This is a genomic window from Reticulibacter mediterranei (assembly GCF_016587455.1).
On the sequence record NZ_BNJK01000002.1, the window covers coordinates 836,790 to 856,892 of the forward strand.

General features: G+C 43.7%; 24 protein-coding genes. 12 read left to right on the forward strand and 12 right to left on the reverse strand.

What is annotated here, in order from left to right:
* Nucleotides 1-265 precede the first annotated feature (265 nt).
* Nucleotides 266-538 carry a hypothetical protein gene (locus K3T83_RS42030; RefSeq protein ID WP_220209123.1) on the forward strand — a complete coding sequence of 91 codons (273 nt, stop codon included), beginning with the start codon at nt 266-268 and terminating at the stop codon, nt 536-538.
* Nucleotides 539-708: 170 nt separating this feature from the next.
* Nucleotides 709-999, forward strand: a complete 291-nt coding sequence (locus K3T83_RS42035; RefSeq protein ID WP_220209124.1) for a hypothetical protein — start codon at nt 709-711, stop codon at nt 997-999.
* Nucleotides 1,000-1,153: 154 nt separating this feature from the next.
* On the opposite strand, the gene K3T83_RS42040 is transcribed toward K3T83_RS42035, so the two are convergent.
* From K3T83_RS42040 to K3T83_RS42050, 3 genes are all read right to left on the reverse strand, one after another.
* Nucleotides 1,154-1,372: a hypothetical protein gene (locus K3T83_RS42040; RefSeq protein WP_220209125.1), complete on the reverse strand. Its 219-nt coding sequence runs from the start codon at nt 1,370-1,372 to the stop codon at nt 1,154-1,156.
* 146 nt (nt 1,373-1,518) lie between these two features.
* Complete coding sequence (locus tag K3T83_RS42045; RefSeq protein WP_220209126.1) at nt 1,519-2,187, reverse strand: hypothetical protein; 669 nt, start codon at nt 2,185-2,187, stop codon at nt 1,519-1,521.
* A 15-nt stretch (nt 2,188-2,202) separates the two neighbouring features.
* Nucleotides 2,203-3,369 carry a hypothetical protein gene (locus tag K3T83_RS42050; RefSeq protein ID WP_220209127.1) on the reverse strand — a complete coding sequence of 389 codons (1,167 nt, stop codon included), beginning with the start codon at nt 3,367-3,369 and terminating at the stop codon, nt 2,203-2,205.
* Between the two features lie 190 nt (nt 3,370-3,559).
* Between K3T83_RS42050 and K3T83_RS42055 the strand changes: the two genes are divergently transcribed.
* Entirely contained in the window at nt 3,560-4,639 is a 1,080-nt protein-coding gene (locus K3T83_RS42055; RefSeq protein ID WP_220209128.1) for a phosphodiester glycosidase family protein, read from the forward strand.
* A 208-nt stretch (nt 4,640-4,847) separates the two neighbouring features.
* Here K3T83_RS42055 and K3T83_RS42060 read toward each other — a convergent pair whose 3' ends face one another.
* Entirely contained in the window at nt 4,848-5,894 is a 1,047-nt protein-coding gene (locus tag K3T83_RS42060; RefSeq protein WP_220209129.1) for a hypothetical protein, read from the reverse strand.
* A gap of 159 nt (nt 5,895-6,053) precedes the next feature.
* On the opposite strand from K3T83_RS42060, the gene K3T83_RS42065 reads away from it, so the two are divergent.
* Nucleotides 6,054-9,023, forward strand: coding sequence for a type IV secretory system conjugative DNA transfer family protein (locus K3T83_RS42065; RefSeq protein WP_220209130.1), 2,970 nt, complete (start codon nt 6,054-6,056; stop codon nt 9,021-9,023).
* Complete coding sequence (locus K3T83_RS42070) at nt 8,998-9,936, forward strand: hypothetical protein (RefSeq protein WP_220209131.1); 939 nt, start codon at nt 8,998-9,000, stop codon at nt 9,934-9,936. Before K3T83_RS42065 ends, K3T83_RS42070 begins: the two co-directional genes overlap by 26 nt.
* Before the next feature lie 525 nt (nt 9,937-10,461).
* On the opposite strand, the gene K3T83_RS42075 is transcribed toward K3T83_RS42070, so the two are convergent.
* The 4 genes from K3T83_RS42075 to K3T83_RS42090 form a co-directional block, all read right to left on the reverse strand.
* Entirely contained in the window at nt 10,462-10,740 is a 279-nt protein-coding gene (locus K3T83_RS42075; RefSeq protein WP_220209132.1) for a hypothetical protein, read from the reverse strand.
* Nucleotides 10,741-10,839: 99 nt separating this feature from the next.
* Nucleotides 10,840-11,364 (reverse strand): IS630 family transposase, encoded by a 525-nt coding sequence (locus K3T83_RS42080; protein ID WP_220209133.1) that lies wholly within the window; start codon nt 11,362-11,364, stop codon nt 10,840-10,842.
* 11 nt (nt 11,365-11,375) lie between these two features.
* Nucleotides 11,376-11,900, reverse strand: coding sequence for a helix-turn-helix domain-containing protein (locus K3T83_RS42085; protein ID WP_220209134.1), 525 nt, complete (start codon nt 11,898-11,900; stop codon nt 11,376-11,378).
* A gap of 94 nt (nt 11,901-11,994) precedes the next feature.
* On the reverse strand, nt 11,995-12,240 hold the full coding sequence (locus tag K3T83_RS42090) for a hypothetical protein (protein WP_220209135.1): 246 nt from the start codon (nt 12,238-12,240) through the stop codon (nt 11,995-11,997).
* 273 nt (nt 12,241-12,513) lie between these two features.
* On the opposite strand from K3T83_RS42090, the gene K3T83_RS42095 reads away from it, so the two are divergent.
* Nucleotides 12,514-12,729, forward strand: coding sequence for a helix-turn-helix domain-containing protein (locus K3T83_RS42095; RefSeq protein ID WP_220209136.1), 216 nt, complete (start codon nt 12,514-12,516; stop codon nt 12,727-12,729).
* Nucleotides 12,730-12,825: 96 nt separating this feature from the next.
* Here the strand turns inward: K3T83_RS42095 and K3T83_RS42100 are convergent, their stop codons facing one another.
* Together K3T83_RS42100 and K3T83_RS42105 are read right to left on the reverse strand one after the other, a co-directional pair.
* Nucleotides 12,826-13,656, reverse strand: coding sequence for a GNAT family N-acetyltransferase (locus tag K3T83_RS42100; protein WP_220209137.1), 831 nt, complete (start codon nt 13,654-13,656; stop codon nt 12,826-12,828).
* 56 nt (nt 13,657-13,712) lie between these two features.
* Nucleotides 13,713-15,026: a helix-turn-helix domain-containing protein gene (locus K3T83_RS42105; protein WP_220209138.1), complete on the reverse strand. Its 1,314-nt coding sequence runs from the start codon at nt 15,024-15,026 to the stop codon at nt 13,713-13,715.
* A 227-nt stretch (nt 15,027-15,253) separates the two neighbouring features.
* On the opposite strand from K3T83_RS42105, the gene K3T83_RS42110 reads away from it, so the two are divergent.
* The 6 genes from K3T83_RS42110 (at nt 15,254) to K3T83_RS42135 (ending at nt 18,693) form a co-directional block, all read left to right on the forward strand.
* On the forward strand, nt 15,254-15,484 hold the full coding sequence (locus tag K3T83_RS42110) for a hypothetical protein (protein WP_220209139.1): 231 nt from the start codon (nt 15,254-15,256) through the stop codon (nt 15,482-15,484).
* Nucleotides 15,485-15,499: 15 nt separating this feature from the next.
* Nucleotides 15,500-15,760: a hypothetical protein gene (locus K3T83_RS42115; protein ID WP_220209140.1), complete on the forward strand. Its 261-nt coding sequence runs from the start codon at nt 15,500-15,502 to the stop codon at nt 15,758-15,760.
* 56 nt (nt 15,761-15,816) lie between these two features.
* Nucleotides 15,817-16,170 (forward strand): hypothetical protein, encoded by a 354-nt coding sequence (locus K3T83_RS42120; protein ID WP_220209141.1) that lies wholly within the window; start codon nt 15,817-15,819, stop codon nt 16,168-16,170.
* Between the two features lie 16 nt (nt 16,171-16,186).
* On the forward strand, nt 16,187-17,047 hold the full coding sequence (locus K3T83_RS42125; protein ID WP_220209142.1) for a class I SAM-dependent methyltransferase: 861 nt from the start codon (nt 16,187-16,189) through the stop codon (nt 17,045-17,047).
* 16 nt (nt 17,048-17,063) lie between these two features.
* The gene (locus K3T83_RS42130) at nt 17,064-17,375 is read left to right on the forward strand and encodes a hypothetical protein (RefSeq protein WP_220209143.1); all 312 of its coding nucleotides are present in this window, start codon (nt 17,064-17,066) and stop codon (nt 17,373-17,375) included.
* 499 nt (nt 17,376-17,874) lie between these two features.
* Nucleotides 17,875-18,693, forward strand: coding sequence for a Shedu anti-phage system protein SduA domain-containing protein (locus K3T83_RS42135; protein ID WP_220209144.1), 819 nt, complete (start codon nt 17,875-17,877; stop codon nt 18,691-18,693).
* 106 nt (nt 18,694-18,799) lie between these two features.
* Here K3T83_RS42135 and K3T83_RS42140 read toward each other — a convergent pair whose 3' ends face one another.
* Together K3T83_RS42140 and K3T83_RS42145 are read right to left on the reverse strand one after the other, a co-directional pair.
* On the reverse strand, nt 18,800-19,372 hold the full coding sequence (locus K3T83_RS42140; protein ID WP_220209145.1) for a DNA N-6-adenine-methyltransferase: 573 nt from the start codon (nt 19,370-19,372) through the stop codon (nt 18,800-18,802).
* A complete protein-coding gene (locus K3T83_RS42145) occupies nt 19,369-20,094 on the reverse strand; it encodes a hypothetical protein (protein WP_220209146.1) in 726 nt (241 codons plus the stop codon). Before K3T83_RS42145 ends, K3T83_RS42140 begins: the two co-directional genes overlap by 4 nt.
* Between the last annotated feature and the right edge of the window lie 9 nt (nt 20,095-20,103).

Genomic DNA, 20,103 nt, shown 5'->3' on the forward strand with positions numbered 1-20,103 from the left:
TTGACAAACATCTCCATAGGGAGCTTTCACTGGCTGAGATGAGTCTGGCACAATGTCGTGTCTATACCTCATTTCTTCTATGGAAAGTCGGAGATCATATTCAGTTTTAGGTAGAACACCCGCATTTCGCAGTCAGTCTCTTTGAGACAGAAGCCGAGAGCTTCACGATGTAAGCCGAAGAAAAAGCGAAGGTGTTTTTTTCTACCTTTGGTTACTACCGTAGTTTGTGCAAAACGCACACGTACCACAAGAAAGGGTCCAATCAATGGACATCGAAAGCATTTTGCGCTCTCTGGCACGAGGCGAAAATCCTGAGCTTCCAGACGGAACCACAGGTGTAAACGTTAATGGCAATCATGTGAGCATCTACACCGATGGTGGCGGTGTTTCAGCCGACGTAGACGCCAATGGCAATGTATCGAACCTTCATGGTCATCTCTACGGCATTTCGGGTAGCCGTGACCGCCTTGATCTTGATGACGATGATCTTCGACGTGGAGGTCGCGGTGAGTCCTGGCGTGGCAAGTACGGCTATTAATAGTCTACTGAATATGTAAACGTAGTTTAATCCCTTCGTGGAAAGATCGCCGCTTTTGCGGAAGTGTGCTGCTTCTGTAGCACACTTGATGGACACATTATGTCCACCCGATCTTTCCCACCCAACCCTATACTTTACTCAAAAAGAGTACTACAATACTCTTAACATCTATGGGAAGAAAAGAAGAAAATAAAGAATACTCACGAACAGTTCAATTAACAGCGACAGAGCTTTCATTGCTCTGGAAAGCAACACGAGACGCAAAAGAAAAATGCCAACGAATGATTAAGCGACAAGAACAAAAAAAGAAAGAAGGAAAACTTGAACCTGGGGAGTATGTACCCTATGAGTTACTCAATGTCTACCAGTCACTTGAAGAGAAATTAAATCAAACTAACCTAAACGTAGAAGATCAGGTTATAGACAATATTAGGAAATTTCATAAAGGAGATGACAAGTAGATTTTACCTTTTGTCAATCTAACCATCTATAATTCTCATTTTTCTTTCTCATTACCCTCAATGCCTATTTTCAAATTTAATTATTGACAAGGGTGCCAAGCTTATATGTATTAATCTTTTTGCGGTGGCGCAGGAGTGCTAGGAATGAGCGTCTTTACTCAAACACCTTAATAAATGAAAGCGGGCAGGGTTTGAAAAAAATTGATCGCTGGACAGTTTTTCTTGCTTCTAGCTCTTTAAGCGTATATTCGCCGAGTCTTTTCGTGTCATCCATAACATAGCCGTAGAATACATAGGTATTATCCTTCTTTTCAGCCTCAATAACATACCATTCGCTTGTTCCCTCTTTGTCATAAAACTTACAAACAACCATCGGATCTTCCTGATTTCTTGTCGAATTAAGTTTCGGAGGGTGAATAAGCTCAATTGGAAATGTTAACCCCATGACTGAATGGTAGTATAGATGTGGCTAAAAAGTCATTGACAAACTTGTCAATAGTTGGAAGCTGGTGGGAAGGATTATACAGGCTTTCGTTCACGACGCCAGAGATTGCCATAATACGAATCTTCACCTTGCATATCAGGATCAATGTCTCGTACATAGGGGATTAGTTCATAAACCTCTTTAATGTAATTATGGTATGTCTGAGCAGTGGGAGCAGTATAAAATAGCGGAAGCACACCAAACCAAATGTAGTGTAAGGCTTTCCTATAAATCTGGAGCGGCGAAAGAATTGAATAAAGCTGACCAAAACCACCGTCTTTAAAATAGGAGGCTGCTACAAAACATTCATCAGCGGAATTATACACGCCCTTTTCACCTTTATATTTTCTATTGAGATCATCACCATGAATGACACTTTCTGGGACATCGTGTTGTAGTAAAAATGTTTTCCCTGCCTCACATAAGGCAACCTTATCTGCGGCCCCTTCGTGCATGTGTCTACTGCCAGGAATATAGAGAGCCACCTTGTATCCTTCTTTTTTACGCTCCTCATATAATTTTTTTCCGAAGAGGAGTCGCTCTGCGAATTCTTCGTTAGGATATAATCCCTCAACAAGTGGATGCTGTGCAGCAACTTCGATCAGGATACTTTTTTCATCCTTTCTTGACGCCATGAATTGCTTTGCTTTTTCATATTTTTCATCCCACTCTTCTCGTTTTACTTTTATTGTAGCGATATTCATATTGTTAAATATACATTAAATCAATACTTTATTAAAGTAGTTAATATAGCGGACCGCATTAGACTCTTCAGCAAGGATAAACCCTTTGGTAGCAAGCGACTTCATGTATGCTTTGTCTTTCGACTTCAGCAAAGAAAGTGTTTCAATCATTTCCCGTATGTCAGAAACCTCAAAAGAGCTAAAACCGTTTAGTCCCTTCCCGAAATGTCTTCTTCCCTTTTCTCGCATTGCAAGTTGGACAGGAAATTTAAAATAAGCACTGCCTCGATCCAACGTACCGCAAAGCTGTAGGGCATAGACATGATTTGCTGTATTGCTGGGCTGTCGTTCAAGTATCTCGTTGGCCGTCTTCTGAAGAGCGGAAAACATCAACTCGTCTCCAAGATAAATCGTGCTGGCGGCAATATCTCTGAGAGCAAGGAGCTTAAACGGGTTACTATCCTCAAGTAATGACCATGCTCTTTTGCCGTATTGGATTGCTTGTGAATAAAACGCTCGTTTATTCTCGTCAGCAGTATATCCTCCTGCGATATAATAGGCATCAGAAAGTAAGACGTTCGCATACGCCTCAAGCTTACTGTCTTTTACAGTTTTATTAATTGCCATAATTTGCTGCGTCACTTTTGACATTTCGGGAATCACGGTTGACGGAAGTCCTATACATGCCTTATATCTTCCTGTAAGGTAAAGTTGTAGCCCATGTAATTCTTGCAGCTTGTCTGCCTGCATATCCAAGAGGGAAGCAGTATAAAGTTGCTGAATATAATCATCAGTTAGTGAGAGCAGATGACCAAGATGAGCGCCTTTTCCTGTAAATAGAAGAAAAAAAGTCTCCTTGACAAGATTTTCAATCATGGCAAGTTTATCATTGATTGCGGAGGAAAGAAAATCCTGAACTGTACCACCTTTCTTTGTTACATAATCCTTTTGCAACTCCTCAGAAAGCAAAGCTTTCTCTTCACTTTGTATCTTCAGGATTTCACAAAAAGCATGCAACTGATCGAATGTAAAAAGTCGTTCTCCTTTCAACACACGAGACAAAACACTTGCATCTATTTTTTGATACCCTAACATCTCCCACAGAGCAAACGCTAATTGATTAAGTGATTGTTTATTGGTAAAGGCAATTTTCCCGTTTTCGCGGGTATAGTACTTTTGTAACGCTTTTGCCAAATGCGACATATCATTTCATTATAATACTTCTCAATTTATATTGGAATATTATCTAATTGTTCTAGACCATTTTTCATGATAAAATGTCCGAAAATATCTATTTTACATGTATACGAAGGAGTCAAAAAATACAAATGAGATATATGTTCTCTCACAGGAGAAAGTATTTGTCGGGCCTACAGCGGTTGTTAGGGAGAAAATGCTTATTGATGGTGCAGAATCCTTAGTAACCACTGCAAAAATTGCTAATAACGCATCAATAGATATTTTCTATGACACGGAATTAGCACGAAAAGGCATCCAGACCGAACCTGGAAGTCTGCTAATCGATCAGCAAACAACAGCTCAAAGATTAGAAAATAACCGAGCAGCAGGGTTTCGTCCTGAAGAGTATATAGCAGATATCCCCGGACCTCTTCTTGCAGCTCCAGGTAATCATTTTGGTTGGCAGCAAGAAGCATTCCTCATACAAGACGGTCATCCTATTTTGCTTGCGAATGATAAAGACAAAATCACTGGTTCGTATTCTGCTCTTCTCCAAAAAGAGGGAAAATGGCAAGTAGTCACTTTGCATTTGGAAAATGGGGAAATAAACGAAGAGGATTACAAGAAACTTCGAGGAGTAACGGTTGGTTTCAATGGTCCGCCAATTATTGCATCTGGTGAACTAGTCCCTGTATCAGATATTATCGATGATCCCCGTATTAAAGCTGACCCTCGAAATTTGTTTGATTTTGCCGCAGGAAAAGAAGTTCCGCCAACCTTTTTTCAAGACATCCGAAAGCAAATGCCTTCTTCCCATCATGCATTAGATCGTATGACTCGTGTACAACCCAGTTCTGTAGTCGCTCGAACTCTGGTTCCTGAGTCCGAAACAGAAAGAGAACCATTTGAAAGATTGCAGGGAACAATTCAACGGAGCAACTTGACACATTTACGGATGGATATACAAGGAAGAGATTATCGATTGGGAATATTCGGTAAACTGCCGGAGCAAAAAATGCCATTAATGGGGTATGGGAGAAATAGAAATGGGGAATTAATTATGGTTGCTGTTGATGGGAGGCAAGAAGCGAGCGCTGGCGTATCTATTTCACAGCTTGCTCGGCTTATGAAGGGAAAAGGAGCTGAGGATGCAATATTAACCTGTGGAGGTGGAGATGTGGCCGTTTTAGCAAAAATTAATGATCAAGTAAGAGTCTTAAATCACCCCGCTAATAAAGACGCAGATAGTAGCAATGTTACGAGACGAGTACCCAATGTAGTAGTTATTCGATGACCGCAGGTAAATATGTTATTCATCACTTTTCGGATCTGGTTTCTCGATTGCAACGTTTCATTTCCCTTTCGGGCGATCTCCTCCGCTTCTGAAACGGGATCGGGAAACAGGACGAGCATAGCAAAAATGGTGTGATGCTTGAGGTAAGAGGGTCGTAAGAATTGGAGTGTTAGTTTTTTGCTACTTCTTTGTTTAGCGACTAGAAGGTTTAATTGGGTTGTGCTGGTGGCCGATCTACTGGCATAGTCAGACAATTGACAGCAGTACGGAGCCAATTTGCAGCAAGCATTCTTGCGTATTGAATCGTTTCATTATGTGTCTCACCTGCCCGGCTTGGTGATCGCTTCTCTTCATTTTCTGCTATTTCTTTGTTTGCTTGGGCTTCCTCCAAGCAATAATTTGCTTTTTCTTTATGGTAGCTGCCACGCAGTAGTTTCTGGTATTTGAGAAACAATTCTGCGTCTCTTTCACGGTAGAGTGCCTCCGTCTCTCGTGGTTGGTAGGAGTGAGGATGCTGAGCTTTCCAGTGATAAAGCGCCGCCGATGCTTCGAGCAATTTATCAAGATGGGCGGCATCAGTATGAACGCCAGTTTCAAGTTCTTCTCTGAGTTTTATTTGGTTTTCAAGTAGTTTGTTCCCTTTTGCATGTTCTATCGAATGTGCTAAGATTTCCTCATCTTCAACATACTGATGTTCGTATTCACTACCTCCAGACTCACTCATATCGTTCAAAGGAACCTCTTGATTTCCAGCCCATATTCTTGGTCGGGAAATACCACCATACGAAGTTGTTTTTGATTGCGCTGGCTGTTTGTCAGGCATAGTAAGACAGTTTGCTTCTGCTCTGAGCCAATTGGCTGCCTGTTTTCTTGCGCCAATGCTTCTTTCTTTTCCTACAATGTCATTATCATCGAATTTTTCATTAGCAATTGCTAGTAAGCTGTCGGCTCGCTCCCTACAAAATTGTCTTTTCTCATCGTGGTAACTGCCGGTAAGAATGTCTGTATATTGCTGAATTTTCTCTTGGTGAAGTTTTCTTTCTGCTGCTTTATCTGTTGCGGTAGGATGATTTGCTATCCATTGGCTCAATGCGATCTCAGCCCTTAAATATCTATCAAGCTGCTGTGGGGTAGTGTCTCCGCTATATGAGAGCTTGCTCTCTTCACGATTCGCTGCTTCATACAATCTCGTATGTTCTTTCAGAATAGCCTTTTCGTCTAAGTACGCTGAAAAATGCTCGCCAGGTTCATTCATACATTTCGTTTGTAACAAAACGACAGATGAATTGCAATGTGGCATTTTTGGCAGCTTCCAAATGAGATTGAGAAACGAGCAGCTTAGAGCAAAAATATTGTATTGTATAGCTAAGAATGGAGAGATAGTTTTACAGGCAGGTTGCTCAGGAGCCAGGCAATGGGAACAAGAAATACCCCTCTGTGCAGGTATATTTTTCAAAACGCAAACTCAGGCGCAACTATCTTCGCAGAGCGAGCTGGCGCTATGGAATATCGGAGTATCGTAACAGGAAAGTTGCTAGCGTATTGGTTCGGGAAGAATAAATGGAGAGAGGCAGATACAGGCGAAACGTTTTTTCTGCGCGGTCTTGAGGTAACTGATGGCGTATTAACCAAGACCTACACGCCTATTCCAAATGGCTTCCTCAATATTCGCTACAGTTCAGGAAAAGCTTTGTACGCCTTGTTAACAGATAGTGGGCTGAGAGATGCACTCACTGAAGCAGAGTTATCTCTTCAACGAGGTAATGAGGCATGGGTAGGCGACATGATTTATCCAGGTGAGGGACTGCTCGATACTTTTATGACCTATGAGCCTGAAGAAGATGAAGGTATACCTATCGCTGAAGATATCAAAACGGGAGAAGAAATTTCTGTTTCACCGGATGCTTTCTATGCTGGAACGTATGTTGTTGGCGTGCAAGGTTCCGGCAAAACCAGTATCTTAACCAACATCGGGATAGAACAAATGTGGGAAGGGGATAGCGTTATCGTGCTTGACCCAACGGGTGACATGATACGCGACATTATTTCCCGTATGCCGAAAGACCGAATTAAAGACACGTATCTCTTCTCGATTAAAGAATATAAAACGCCGTTCATGATGTCGGTATTTTCCCCTCCCGAACAGACCAAAGGTGTTAAACTACTGGAATTGCAACAAGGCACACGCAATCAGATAATAGCAGCTTTTGAGAAATTGTGGCCGGAGGTAAAAACCGGACAGTATTTTAAAAAGATGCTTCGCAATATCATTCCTATTTTGCTAGAGCACCCCCGCTTTACGCTCTACCATGTTCCTGATTTTTTCGATGATGATCAGTTTCGGGAGCGAGTACTCTCTGAGCTACACAATAAAGAGGTGCAAGCATTCTGGACAAGTTACGCTGGCTGGTCACGAAGCGAGAAAGAACGTCAGACACAACCATTTCGGAATAGGGTTGATGAACTCCTCGATGATGCATTTGTCAAATTTCACATTTGCCCAAAACCTAGTAACATAGGGGAGAATGGAGCAGAGAAAAAAAGAACGATAGATATCAGGCAACTCATTCTTGATCGAAAGATTGTGCTTATCCATTTACCGCTTGATGAGCTTTCGTATCGATACTCTGCGCGAACTATAGGCATTTTCTTTATGATGCAGATTTACGCTGCAACATTCAGTTTTGCCAGTATGCCCAAAGATGAACGTCCTGGATTTACGCTCCTGGTTGATGAGTTCTCAAAATGGGCAACCGGATCGGCTGATGAATTCCGCGATCTCTTTTCCTTTGGTCGCAAATACGGCATTAAGCAAGTGCTCTGCCACCAATATCTCGGCCAACTCGAAGAGGAGGGGATGGGAGCATTAAAACAAGCCATGACTACCGCGCATACGGTGATTGCGCTCCGTACCAATCGGGATGATAGCCCGTATCTGTCACATTTGTTTGCTGGCTATGAGTACGAGGATTATGGCGAAGAGGTAGAGAAGGAAGCAGACGAAGAGGAAGAAGCGGAGGAGTTTACCAGGAAACCAACAATTATCAATGTTGAGCCGATTAGCGAGATGGACAAGCATCCAAATCCGCTTGTCAGAGATTTTTACGTTCGTTATCTCATTCCACTGCAAACAGGGGCAAGAATGGGAAAGGGAACAACGCACAAGTATAATTTTGGCTTTGGAGAACCAATATACTTTGAGCAAGAAGCAATACAAGAACTGCTCCGGCGCTACAACCGATTCTTCTACGACACGCAAGTTGCTGGTGTTATTGATGAAGCGAAACTGCATACCTTTGTCTATGAAACCTGCTTACCTGCAATTGGTTCGGATGGACAATTGCCCTATGACATGGTTCCTGATGAGGAAGGAGTACGAAAACGGGGGATAGTACAAGTACAAATACGGCAGGAGAAGAACACAATAAAACGTCTTGAGTCAGAAGAGCAAGACAAGCAGGAAATAATAAGAAAAATGCAGGGAGCAATAAACGAAGTACTTTCGGAAAGTAGGAAAATTCAGGAGGAATGGAGAACCCGTTATCCTCGTGTCGATTGGGGTCACTATAGTGAAGAATACAAGCTTGGAACGTATAAATTTGATTCTCAGTCGGGACGGTTTGGAGTGTGGTATGTTCAGGATATCAAAGAGGGGAAAATTCACTTTCAGGTATTCGATTTAACCAAAGAATATACAGCGTGGACAGAAGCAGAGGAACATATTACCAAGCTCCAAAAACTGAAAAAAGAAACAGAAGAAAAAATCCAAAAATTACAATGGCAACACGAAGCTATTCCTATCGAGAAAAAAGCTGAACGGACAGGGATGCTCGTCCAATTTGAACAGACCCTACGTGTAGTGCTGGAAGCATTACTAGCCTATCCAATTGCGGTTGATCGAGCTGAGGTTGAACGAGAGCGGGAAAAATGGGAAAAGGAACAGGAACGGAAACGCGTTGGGCGGGAAAAACGAAAGCAGGAACGTGAAGAACAAGAACAGGAACGTGAGGCAAGCGCCCATAAAATCCTCTCAGCTAGCGATGTAGCAAGTATCTTGCCAAAACTGAAGAACCGACACGGATTTGTGAAAGTTGCCTCAGAGATATATCGCATGAAAACAATCGATCTGCCTGCACCTGTGGGAGGAGAAGAGAAGAGCGAGCGATGGAATACGATTCTGGCGCAAACAAAAAGAACGTATTGCCGTGGAAGGAAAGAAGTTGAGAGGGAGCTTACTACTGCTTTTATGTTCCCACCGACAACAAACCAGACACCGCCGATACCACACAGAGAGAACAAGCAAATGAAACCAGAAATACAGCGCCAAACGCAAGATCTGTTTGATAGACTCGACGAGCATGAAGGCTCGCCTGATATTCAGTAGGGAAACTTACGTGGGGAGAGTATATAAACCGACATTGCCAATAACTCCGGCACTTGATAAAATTCTGTTTACGCTCTCAGGTTATCATCTGCTCACTGAGGATTTAGTTGTGTCTGCTGTTGGGAGTCCTGGATCTGCAAGCACAGTCAAAGCCAACATCAAAAAATTAGTAGAGGCATCGTATCTGTACCGTTTTCCTTTAGCAACAATTGCTGGCCGGAGTCCGTTCGTGTGTGTACTGGCCGATCAGGGCATGAAATATCTCCGTGATGAGCGAGGGCTGGAGATTGCTTTTTATAAACATCCTTCTGAATGGAAAGCCATGTCAAGTAACTGGCTGATGCATCCGTTAGAACTGAATAAATTTATTATTGCAGCACACCATTTGCCGGACCAATCGGATGTTCGGGTAGCCTCGTTTGAACATGACTATCTCATAAAAAGCAATCCATTGGTGTATCTGGATGAAAAAGGGAAAGCACACGGCGTCATTGCTGACGCGATCATTAATTTTGCAGTGCCAAAACGTCGTGTAGTCTGGGTTGAACTAGAACGGGACTCACATAGTAAAAAAGCTTTTGGGGAGAAGTTCACCAACATTTATTGGATAATCGCCAAAGGCATATTTGAGAACCGCTATCATGCGGAATTGGTGAAAGTCTGCTTTGTGTCAACGGTTGACGATGAGCATATTGCCTGGATGCGAATGATTGCCAGGCAGGCGCTCCATGACATCACACAAGGCCATGTCAATCCGATAAGCTATCGAAATCGACTCTTTCACTTTGCGTGTGTTCCTCCGCTTCAGGGAGAAGAAATAAAACCTCTGGGAACCTTTATAGAGCCATATTGGATGCATCCGTATGATCTGGAATGTGAGAAGGGGATGCGCTATCCTCTGATTGAGTTATGATCTTCAACTCCGCTTTCTGGTCAGTCAGAAAGCTTAGCAAAGAACTGACGCTTCGCGTCCGAGATTTCATCTTTTTGCAAGAAACAACTTGTTGCTATTGATACGCAACCCTTGTATTAAAAATAATGAGGCAGGGATATCGCTTGCATATAACCTTTTAACAAATGACAACGTACCCCCTTCAAATAGAACCTCCTGGATAAGCATGTTACCCTACTTCTATGCTTCTCAGTAAGACTTGCGATGCTCGAAGTAGGGAACCCCCGACGAGAACAAATCTTCTCCTCGGAAAGAAATTCTCCCTCAATATCGCGTGATGCTGTGCTGTTGGAATAAGGAATAGTGAGCGTTGAGGGAGAATATTTGTCCTGCTGTTAGCCATGTCGGAAGGCTGAGATAGAAGGATTGCAAATACCGTCATTTCTCCTGTCGTTTTTCCTGTTGGCAATGAACAAGTAATTTGCTAAAAGTAACATAGCTACAACCGTTCACAAGAGTTGTACTTGTAAACGGATGGTAGTTACACTACACTTCATGAATTGCCACATCGCGGCTTTTCGTTCTATCCAATGTATTCCATGAATAGGTTTCTGTTTGCTCCGTGCCACCATCATAAACGACAACCATCACTTTTCCGACGTACCCTGGACTACCTGTTGCATAGTCGTCGAAGACAGCAATAGCGGCGTTTTCAACTATGCCCTCTGCTGTTTCTTTGTCTTCCTCGTAACCACCATAGTCGTTCTCAACGAGAAAATGAATTAGTTCATTCTTTTCTTCCTTTGTTGGTTTTCTTGGGTTCATAAATTTCACCTCCCTTCTTCGGGTGCTTGACATATCTCTGCTAGCTTGCTATTGTAGCAGAAACAATGTAGCTTCCCTACTTCCGCTTACTAAGTACAATCAACTAACTTTTTGGGCATTGGAGCCAATCACCGACAGAATTTTTTCCGGGCACTGGTTGAAGCGATCGAAGCACTCTTGAGCCGCAGTCAGCAGTGCCTGCTTTGTCTCAAATAACTCACAATGGGTCACTTCGCGACGAAAATGTCGCCAGAGCATTTCAATCGGATTGAGCCAGGGACTATAGGTCGGCAAGTAGAGCAAAACCAGACGCCCGGCGGCAGCTCGTACAACATCTTCTACCTCATCATCCTCATGGGTATCGGCATTATCCCAGGCGACATAGATCGTTCCTGTTGGATGCTTCTCAAGCAACGCCTCAAGCAGTTGGGCAATCTCCTTTCGACGCTTGCGACGATGAAACTGAACTACACTGTCTCCTGTATGGTAATTTACCGCTCCAATACCATAATACTTGTCTGGCTGCCCAGGCGTTGGGATCATGACTTGTTGTCCTTTCGGACTCCACATGGCTCGCAGCGTCGGAAACCAACTCAGATTGAACTCGTCGGCATAATAAAACACATCTCCTGCTTTTAGACCATCTCTTGCCTCTTCAATCGTCTTTTTTTTAGCAGGTATTCTGGATCAGGGCTGCTGATCTTGTGCTGAGGGCGGGAGAGCACGATTTCTCCGGCTTTGAGCAAGAGGCGAACCGTTTCATAACTGGCACGAATCCCCGTTTGTTCTGCCATATAATCGGCTAGACGCTGCAGGGTCCACATCGAGTACGACTGCCCCAGGCTGCGAGGCCGCCTGCGGACCACAAAGAGCAATTGTTCTTCATAGGCTTTGGTGATTTTGGCTGGTGCTCCTGGCATTGGTCGGTCTTTTAATCCTTCTATTCCTTCAGCCATCCAGCGTTTGAGCCAGTTGCGCACCGTTTGATCATCTTCTCGGACAATCTTTGCTATCGTTGGAGCGGTCATCCGCTGTTCTCCTGCTAGTAGGATCATTTGCGCACGCGTGCGCTGCCGTACATCTTTTGTGCTTCGATATAACTGCTCTAAAGCTTCCAACTCTTCTGCTGTCAGGGGCGCTATCTCCAGTGGCTTTTTCATGGCTCCCTCCTTCTCCCTGACATTCTATCTCATTCCCTAAAAAGTTGCTTGATTGTACTTAGTGTGCAAGACTGATAAGCGATTAGTAGAGAAACTACAAGTCCTCTTCAGAAAAAACAGGTTGAAGAAGAAACACATCGAACACTGCAACCTCATCGTAAAATTCTTGGATGTACGTTTTCGCTTCATCGCTACTATCAGCTTCAAATATATCCCATACGTAGACTTCCACATTATCTACTGTTTCATTAACTATCTCGGAATGAGGAAGTGTGTCTTTCCTGCTTTCATACGTTTCCCGATCAGAGTAGTTTTCTACCCAATCAATGAGAAATTTCATATCATCACCACCTTTCCGCACGTATATTTATTTGTTAATATACTATGATTAAGATGTTTATTTTTAATCTAAATGTATTATATGGTCCTCAAATCATATAGTCAATAACTTATAATATTTCACTCTTTTTACGCCTGTATGAATTCAAACTATAGGTGATTTTGAGGATACTTTTGTAATCTTGTAGTAATTACTATAGGGACGTGATGAATTTCATCTTGCTGCTGTCTCTTGACATATGTTCTAAACACCATATAAAATGTGAATGTCCCTATGATTATGCAGACACGACTAAAACAAGCACTGGAAGCCAGAGGAATGACTCGCTACCGCCTCGCGCAGCTAACGCAGATAGACTTCAAAAATATTGATCTTATTTATAAAAATCCGAGGAAGCCAGTGGAAACAGAAACACTTGGCAAAATCGCTACGGTGCTAGGGATAACCGACCCGAATGAGTTGCTTGAGATTGTGCTGGATGAACATTGAGTAACGACATCAGAAAATCATAGATTTACGACTCTACTTTGCAGAGGCATAAAAAGAAGGAAGGTCGCATTGCACTTCTCTATCTACCACGAAATATCATGATGATTTCCAGATAGCCGCTGTATATGCTGTACGCATGCCAAGATTTTCCATATTGCGTTGGCTTTCAGAACCAGCATTTGTCTGAGCGACGACGATACTGCATTTAGCCTGAGCAGCAGCCTGTATACGATGGCAGAGAAGTGCTCGGTGACTTCCTCGCCTCCTGAATTGAGGAAGTGTCGCACCTCCAGCGAGCAAGGCTCTCCCATTTTCTATATACAACATGCCCATACCACTTGGCGTACCATTGATGTTGACAAGATAGAGATGCCAGCCAGGAAACCCACATAATACTTTGGTACTTTCACGGTACAATTGTCTTGTTGACAGGGGAGCACGGATAAGTGCTTCTTGAAAACCTTGAACGTGCATATCAGCAAACAAATCGTTTTCAGAGGAAGTGACTTCTTGGAGAGAAATGGCAGGTGGCAGTGGCAAAGGATCAAGAGTAGACGGTCCAAAAACATAGGTTTGAAATCCGGTATGATGGCACCGAAGAGAAGCAAGATAGGCAAGAAAATCAGACGTTACATGGAAGGGGTTAATCTCAATACGATACTGTGTGATCCCTTGCTCCGCATAAAAACGAACGATCTCAGGCAAGTAGTGTTGCTGTTCTGGCCCAAGCCCGATCACTTGATTAAAGTGGCCCATCTCTTGCATTTTTCGGGCGGCAAATGCTCGGACCTGTCCTACCCGATAGACGTTTACTCCGAAATAATCGCCTGCTTGTTCAAGCATTCCCCGGAACCAGGAGTCAATAGAGTCAGCATTTGCTTGTTCTAGTTGCAAAGCAAGCGTTTGTGTCATGACAAAAGTATCCAACCGAAATCCTTCTCCTTCTGCAAAAAGATCAATAGATTCTCACCGATGTCGTTTGTCTAGTTCTCTGCCTGTTGAAACAGGTTCGCTAATGCTTTTACTCGTGGCTCATGCGACCAGCGGAGAACAACCCCTTGATAAACTTCCTGGGTTTCACTAGAGCGCAGGTTTGAATTCGTTGTCGTAGCTAAAGTGAAAGCTTGCTCAATCTTCTCGCAGCACGTTCGCATTTCTCCAGCGGTCAACAGTGCCATTGCTTCTCTGGTTGCGATCTCTGCGCTGCGGGAGTCATATTCTGGAGCATGAAACGGGGCATAGGCAGCCAATGCTTCTTGAGGTTGTTTCAGTTTAACATACATCAAGCCTTTGTACAGATGGAGATAATAACGGCTGTAATGGGTATAGCTGAAATGCGGATCGTTCTCTGGATGATCAGGAAACGTCTGCTGGGCCAGACCCATAAAGCGGAGTGCCTCTTGCTCTAACCCAATGCCAGCATATGCCTCAGCCAATCCAACATAGAGACGCCCCTGAATAATAGGCGATAGGGATGGTGAGTGCTCGGCCAGTTTTTGCGCTTTTTGATAGGTTGCCAGGGCTTGAAAAAGACGTTTCCGATACCAGAAAGTAAGTGCTTCTTCGATCAATGCAGCTATCTGCAAATTAGGATCTTGCGCCACTCCCCCATAGAACAAAGCTTTTTTACTGTGTTGTAGCGCTGCGCCAAAATCTTCGCGTCGTAAATCTAACAAATTTGCCAGTTTATACCCTTGAGACGCAAGGCGAGCAGCTTGGAGGTGAGTAGGCGATGACTGCTGTACAAGCATACTGAGGTGGGTCAAATACGTGGGCAGTACGTACTCGACATAAGCAATGCCTCCATTGTATATGAGGTTCCAACATGCCGGAATAGCTGTGGCATAAAACGACAGCGGCTCCTCATTCGCAGAGATTTGCAAAAGTACGTCTGGAGCAACACCAACAGCACCAGTGACTCCTAAGAGCAAAGGGAGTGCTCGTTGAAGCAACTGGCGTCTTTGTTTGTCCATATTTTGCTCTTCTAATAACTGACTGACTGCTTTTTCTCCTATTATAGCTTCAATGGGAGAAGGAAGCGAAGGGTGAGGAGCGGGAGTGCGAACGGTGTCCTGTACCTCGTTATCTTGCTGTTCTGCTGCAATCAGACTAAGTTCAGCGGCGGTCATGCCAAAATATGCACACAGAAGACGGCGAACTTCTGCACTCACAGGTTTATTATGCTCTGCTCGAAATATTGTTGCTTCCCCAACGCCAATCTCTTCACCCAGGCGTTTTTGTGTCAGGTTTTTCTCTGTTCTGACTTTTGTTAATGGGTGAACAACTGGCTTCTTCATCTTCCTATCCTCCAACGATTGAGCTGTGAAAGAATTTGAATGCGAACTGATGCCGAGATGATTGTTTGTTTTCTGTTATTTTGCGAAATGGGCGGTTACACTGACATCGTATCATTTTGTCAGTTTTGAGGCAAGAGATTGGGATCAGAGGAATACTTGGGAGGGAAACATGCTCCACGATACACAGAGGGAAAAAACAAAACGACCAGGGAAGGAAAACAAGAGGCATGTCAGCAAGCGAAGTTGCTCACCTACAGGAACAATACGATCTGGAATATCAGGCAGGCAAACGAGCACTTGAAGATCCCGCAATAGTTGCCCCGCATGCATACATCACAAGACGGATGGAACTGATGTGGGAGCAGATGAAACGCATGGAGCAGTCCGTTGGGCGGGAAGAAGCAAAGCGTATTGTGTTTGGTGAACGAGCCACTGGTGCGGAATCACAGGTACAGTAAGGAAAGGAGCGGAAAGTGACTGATGAGAAAAAGCCCACACTGATGCAGGTAAGGCGAGCAGCAAAGTTAACGACGAGGGAGGTAGCGGATCTGGCAGGCGTGCCGTTGCGAGTGGCGTATCTGATGGAAATTGGCGGCATGACTGAGAGGGAAGATGTGCAGAAAATTCTGCTCGCGCTCTCCAGCTTAACCCAACAAACCTATACAACTGACGATTTCTCTAATATCCACATCAGGCTGGTCAAGTCACCCACCAGCAATCGTCTGTATACCTAAAAAAGAAGGCCATATTGTAGAGGACGGTTTTCACACAGATGAACAGGAGTAGGCAGATGGAAGAACAAATATCAGTAGCAACCCTCTCGCTGAACGAAATCATGGCCGTCTCAGCGATTTTGCAGTTTTATGAAAAACATATGTGGAACACGACGATGCCTTCGGCCAAACGGAGCCAGCGACAGGTCGAAGTTGCAGGCTTAATTGTCAAGCTGGCGTTGTTACCATCAGGCCAGGCAGCGTCGTTGACCAGGGGAGATCTAGGGTATATTAACACGGCGCTACGTATCTTTATCACCCAAGTCACAGAGAAAATACCGCCATCTGACAGTCGCGGAAACCTGCTTATAAGCTGTGAGCAAGTGCAAACGCTTTTTTCCACCCTCATCCCGGCAAATCTATCTGAATAAGGAGGATACGGAAGTGATGGAGCAAGAAGAAAACGTCACCAACACCTATATCTTTGATAGCAATAATCCAACCGAATTAGCGCGGCTGATTAATCAGGATCGGCTGATCACACAGGCAATGGGTGGTCCTCTCAATGGTGTTATGAACGTCTCGGAACTGCGTAATATTCTTGATCTTGGGTGTGGTCCTGGTGGTTGGGCCTTAGATGCTGCCTTTGCCTTGCCGGAGGCAGAAATTGATGGTTTTGACAGTAGTCGCCCAATGGTGAATTACGCTAATGCCAGAGCACAAAGCCAAAAACTAGAAAATGCATCCTTTGGGGTCATGGATATCACGCACCGCTTTTTTCTGCCTGATACGGCGTTTGATCTCGTCAATGGCCGGTTTTTAATTGGCGTTTTACAGCGAGAGGTATGGCCGTCATTTTTAGAAGAGTGTCACCGGGTACTCCAGCCTCGGGGACAACTTCGATTAACGGAGGCGGCGGAATTCGGGCAAACCACCAGCGAGGCAGTCAATCAATTGCTGGAATTAAATCGGGAAGCGCTGTATCAACTTGGTTATGGGTTTGCGTATCTGCATGGACTCAATATTCTCCCCATGCTGCTCTCTTTCTTCAATCAGAAAAAGTACCAACACATCAAAACCCATGCCGCAGCCCTGGATTATTCCGCAGCAACCGATGGATGGTCCGATATGTACCACAACATTGATCTGATCGCATATCAGATGAAACCGATCTTGGTAAAGCTGAAGCTGATTAACGAGGAATTATTTGATACCATTCATCAGCAGGCAATGATTGCACTACAATCCCCTTCCTTCTGTGGCATTGTCCATATCACCACCATTATTGGAGAGAAACCAACAGCATAGTAAATGAAAGCCTCCAGTGTGTCAGAAAAATGAACTGGAGGCGCTCATTTGTTTAGTACATACTCATATATTCCCAGATCAAGCGTGGCAGCGAAAGGAGGTTGATATCATTGCCGTGAATGGTAACGAAGAAAAGAAGGTGACAAGATATGAACTGCTCGAACAAATCAGACAAGAGCGGGGGAGTAAGGAACAGACTGAAATACTTATCGACTATATCCAGGAACTGTGGGAAACTATCGACTTGCTCAAGAAAACATACGGGGAGGCACGCACCCAAGAAATTCTCACTGCATTTTCTTCTTCTTACTTATTAGACGATAACTAGCCGAGAAAATTAAAAATGGTAAACAAGATAAATTAGAATTTTTCCCAACAACAAACTCTTTCTGAAGACTAAGCAACTTAGATAAGAAGAGATATAGAAAAGGTAAGTATTCCTGTAAGAAGAATGATACTGAGTATCACATCTCTCCACACTATCCTACTACATTTATTGATAGCATAAATCATTTACATTTCTCTGCAAGCAAGATGTCAAGTCCACCTTCACGCCTCTCTCGCAAAGCTAGCAGTAACGATTGTTGAAAAAGCACCTGAATAGCAGTCTTTCTAACATTGTTCTATGCAGTAAACCTGTTAGATAGCTTTCTAGTTGCATTTGTTCTTTATATAAGAATAAGTCCTAATGAAGCGTATCAAAATTTCCGTATTTGAAGCTCTTGAAAGGATTGATATTATGTATGTTGCAAAAATTCCAGCAACTTCACCAACGACATTGACCAAGTAAGTTTAACCTACATAACATGAATGGAGTACATGTCCTTATGGATCGCATGGATCACATAAAGAACGCCTATCAATTCTTTGTTAACGCCGAGAAGAATAATCGAGCATTTACAGCGAAGGAAATAGTCACTGTTACAGGTTATTCTCTAAACACAGTGCGAGCGTATATTGTTAAAAGATGGTGGTGGTTCTTGAGCACAGATCAAAACCTGCTCCGTTGTCAGGGCTTGGGTGGCTATCCAGTAGAAAAATTCATTTCTGACCACACATACAAGCTGACTGATAGTTTAACAAACATAAAAGAAGGAACTGAATCAACAGATCGCGCATCAGCCAAATCCTATGCTTTGGCAGAGCTAGAAACGATGATAAAAACTGGCGCGGATGAAGCAGCTTTTCAAAAGCATCTCAAACTTAATCGTTGGATGTTTGGGAGCGAATATTGTGAGCTTTTGGATAGACGAAGGTGGACAAGAGACGAGCAACAAGATTTTATGCTGAGGCGTACCACAGATAGATGCCTTGAAGTAATTGAAATCAAGACCACTTTAGCTGATCTGCCTCTTTTTATTAAAGATGGCTCTCACAGTACCCTCTATCCCAGAAGCGAAGTATCTCTTGCTCTTGGACAAGTCATCCATTATCTAACAAAACTGGACGCCAATCGCCTTGCTATTCTTGCTGAAGACAAAGAAGACGTTTCGCAGATCAAGGCAAAAATAATAATAGGCCGTTCTATAGATGCTGAGCAAGCGCAAGCATTGCATGCGTTTAACAGTTATCTTCATCGAATACAAATAATGACTTTCGATCAACTTATACTTATTGCGAAACAAGTATTAGGTGGATCAATATAACAACAGAAAAGAGCCGGATGGGTATTCCAGCTCTTTCTCTTTTCTTTCCAATTCTCGTTTACTGCTGCCTATTGACTCTACGGCATTCGGCAACAGATACGAGCTTCTATAAGTATTTCAACTCTTCCGCTGGCAATATACACTTGACGATGGTTCCGATTCGGCCAAACACACGAACAAATTGCTCAGTGTTCGTTCCGAAGTACACAAATGCACTCCCAACTGTTGAGCTGTTTTTACTCCCTTGTGGGCTGTTGAATTGGATACGTCCCTTCACAAAGCAGATGGGATACGTGTACAGCCGCTGAAACCAGAGTGTTTCAGTCGCAGCGTTGACGAGGAGGATAGCCTCCTTCACATGTCCAACTTCATATTCAGTCAGCAGCTTTCGTGTCCATAACTCCTGATTCGAGACCGCTCCCGTCTTACAGTACGGTGGATTGAGAAACAGAGTCGCAGCTTTCCATGACTGCTGCAACCCGTCTGCTTGTACATCGTAGTAGTGCTCTGCCTGGATAACCAGATTTGCTACTTCACAAGAGGCAGGATCAAGCGAAATTGGCCCCAACACTTCACGGACAAGTTGGATATATCTAGTAGGGGTATACCACTCATAGCTTTTCTGTGACAGTCGTGGCACCATCACATCATGAGGAATCGGAGAAGAGGAAGTTGTCATTTGCTCTCCTCCTCAATCTGCCGCATCCATTTACTAGCCGTACTCGGACTCATGGATAACGCTTGAGCGATCTCGCGCACTTTGGCCTGTGGGTACTCTCCTATGTACACTTTGACCCGTTCGTAGTTATCTGGATCTGGTAAGGCTTTTTGTTCGGCCTGAATCTCCTGGACGATCACCGAACGAACAGCCTCGATCAGTTCTGGTGTGAGCGCTAGTTGTTGCTGTTCTTCCCGAACAGTTTGATCGCTCTGTTCAATATTGATATGGCGTATCGCATGTACTACGACCAGCAACACGATGGTAACTGATCGTATCCAGATCAAGCCTTCGATTGGGAGAAACACATGCTGATAGGCACTACTCAGGGTGATGTTCAAGGTTTGTTGGATTGACTCAATGTTGGATACCAGGCAAGCCGTGAACAAAAGAAGAGCAGACAGGAGTGTATACACTCCCGCCTTACTCCACTCTTTTTGACGGTAATAGTATACTGTTCGCATGATTGCGCCTGGGATGGACGCATCAATGCCTATACATTGGCTCCAAGCGTAAAGGCTTTGCATAAAGCCGTTGTCTGTGAAGAGGGTTCCTTTGGTTAAGACATTGACCATACTGACAATAAGCCCGAAAACCTTCAAGAAAACAGAAAAGCTTGAAGTCAACTCTAATGCATATAAAATGCCGGTGTCGAGTTTCTGGATTGAGGAGAACTGTTTCATGAGTATAGT

Coding starts and splice junctions, on each gene's coding strand:
- K3T83_RS42030 (WP_220209123.1), top strand. CDS start 266: ATGGACATCGAAAGCATTTTGCGCTCTCTGGCACGAGGCGAAAATCCT.
- K3T83_RS42035 (WP_220209124.1), top strand. CDS start 709: ATGGGAAGAAAAGAAGAAAATAAAGAATACTCACGAACAGTTCAATTA.
- K3T83_RS42040 (WP_220209125.1), bottom strand. CDS start 1,372: ATGGTTGTTTGTAAGTTTTATGACAAAGAGGGAACAAGCGAATGGTAT.
- K3T83_RS42045 (WP_220209126.1), bottom strand. CDS start 2,187: ATGAATATCGCTACAATAAAAGTAAAACGAGAAGAGTGGGATGAAAAA.
- K3T83_RS42050 (WP_220209127.1), bottom strand. CDS start 3,369: ATGTCGCATTTGGCAAAAGCGTTACAAAAGTACTATACCCGCGAAAAC.
- K3T83_RS42055 (WP_220209128.1), top strand. CDS start 3,560: ATGCTTATTGATGGTGCAGAATCCTTAGTAACCACTGCAAAAATTGCT.
- K3T83_RS42060 (WP_220209129.1), bottom strand. CDS start 5,894: ATGAATGAACCTGGCGAGCATTTTTCAGCGTACTTAGACGAAAAGGCT.
- K3T83_RS42065 (WP_220209130.1), top strand. CDS start 6,054: ATGGGAACAAGAAATACCCCTCTGTGCAGGTATATTTTTCAAAACGCA.
- K3T83_RS42070 (WP_220209131.1), top strand. CDS start 8,998: ATGAAGGCTCGCCTGATATTCAGTAGGGAAACTTACGTGGGGAGAGTA.
- K3T83_RS42075 (WP_220209132.1), bottom strand. CDS start 10,740: ATGAACCCAAGAAAACCAACAAAGGAAGAAAAGAATGAACTAATTCAT.
- K3T83_RS42085 (WP_220209134.1), bottom strand. CDS start 11,900: ATGAAAAAGCCACTGGAGATAGCGCCCCTGACAGCAGAAGAGTTGGAA.
- K3T83_RS42090 (WP_220209135.1), bottom strand. CDS start 12,240: ATGAAATTTCTCATTGATTGGGTAGAAAACTACTCTGATCGGGAAACG.
- K3T83_RS42095 (WP_220209136.1), top strand. CDS start 12,514: ATGATTATGCAGACACGACTAAAACAAGCACTGGAAGCCAGAGGAATG.
- K3T83_RS42105 (WP_220209138.1), bottom strand. CDS start 15,026: ATGAAGAAGCCAGTTGTTCACCCATTAACAAAAGTCAGAACAGAGAAA.
- K3T83_RS42110 (WP_220209139.1), top strand. CDS start 15,254: ATGTCAGCAAGCGAAGTTGCTCACCTACAGGAACAATACGATCTGGAA.
- K3T83_RS42120 (WP_220209141.1), top strand. CDS start 15,817: ATGGAAGAACAAATATCAGTAGCAACCCTCTCGCTGAACGAAATCATG.
- K3T83_RS42125 (WP_220209142.1), top strand. CDS start 16,187: ATGGAGCAAGAAGAAAACGTCACCAACACCTATATCTTTGATAGCAAT.
- K3T83_RS42135 (WP_220209144.1), top strand. CDS start 17,875: ATGGATCGCATGGATCACATAAAGAACGCCTATCAATTCTTTGTTAAC.
- K3T83_RS42140 (WP_220209145.1), bottom strand. CDS start 19,372: ATGACAACTTCCTCTTCTCCGATTCCTCATGATGTGATGGTGCCACGA.
- K3T83_RS42145 (WP_220209146.1), bottom strand. CDS start 20,094: ATGAAACAGTTCTCCTCAATCCAGAAACTCGACACCGGCATTTTATAT.